The organism is Desulfovibrio sp. TomC (assembly GCF_000801335.2).
GTDB lineage: Bacteria > Desulfobacterota > Desulfovibrionia > Desulfovibrionales > Desulfovibrionaceae > Solidesulfovibrio.
On record NZ_JSEH01000103.1, the window covers coordinates 1 to 1,176 of the forward strand.

Below are 1,176 nucleotides of genomic sequence, written 5' to 3' on the forward strand. Positions count from 1 at the left end.
CCCCCGGCCGCCGGAGCAACGGTGTTCCCAGTCAACTGAAAAGCTGTGATTCACGCCGCGTTTGCGCACTGTGCCCAAGGCTGACCGGATCGCACCATCGCATTCAGAATCGTTATGAGCTTTCGCATGGAGGCAACGGCAGCGACTTTATGTGGCTTGCCTGCTTCCTTGAGGCGATTGTAAAAATCTCGTATCACTGGGTTATATTTTTTGGCAGACAAGACTGCCATATATAAAACGGAACGGATATCACTGCGACCACCCCAAACACGACGTCTTCCCCGATGTTTCCCACTATCGCAATTGAGAGGTGCAACACCAACAAGCGCAGCTATCGCCCGGCGATTTAATGTTCCAAGCTCAGGGAGATTGGAGAGGAGTGCTCTTGAAAGGACATCTCCGACGCCGGGAACACTTTGAAGTAAGTTATCACGTTCTCTCCAAATCGGACTGGCGCGCACAATCTTTCCAAGATGGGTGTCAATTTCTGACAACCGCTCTTCTAGCCAATCGATATTCTTCTCGATGTCATGTCTTACTGAGCCATAAGCCCGAGAAAAACGATTTTTCTCCATGACAAGCATTCGAATAAGCTGGTTACGCCTGGACATAAATGCACTCATTTCTTGTGCTTGCTCGTCCTTAAGAGGACGTACTTCAGGCTCCATTTGCTTGCCAAAAAGGGCTAATATCTCAGCATCAATCTTATCCGTTTTAGCCAATCTCCCCTTTGCCCTCGCAAAATCACGAGCCTGGCGGGGATTAATAACTACAACAGGGAACTTCTTGAGACTCAACGCTGTTGCAACAGGAATTTGAAGACCGCCTGTCGCCTCAATAATAATAAGATTCGGACGAAGTTTAGAAAATTTCCTACAGATAGCTTTAATGCCATCAGGGTCGTTGATGAATTGCAGATCGTTCCCATCGGGAAACGTGTGAACATCCAGAGTTTCTTTAGAGACATCAATCCCAATAAAGCACTCAACAGCCATGTAAAATCCTCCAGCACCCAGCCTTGTGATACGGGCTCTTAGCCCAAGCAACGGTTCGGGCTTCATGGAAGAAAGGGGACGACGATCATGGCTCCGGCTCGAGCTTAAAACTCAAGGCAATTTCGACCTATCGTCCCCGGGACCCCATCAAGTTATCCCCGATGGAGAAACATACAAGGCA

1 protein-coding gene is annotated in these 1,176 nt (G+C 48.6%); it reads right to left on the reverse strand.

What is annotated here, in order from left to right:
• Positions 1–50: 50 nt before the first annotated feature.
• Positions 51–995: an IS110 family transposase gene (locus tag NY78_RS24390; RefSeq protein WP_156181156.1), complete on the reverse strand. Its 945-nt coding sequence runs from the start codon at positions 993–995 to the stop codon at positions 51–53.
• Between the last annotated feature and the right edge of the window lie 181 nt (positions 996–1,176).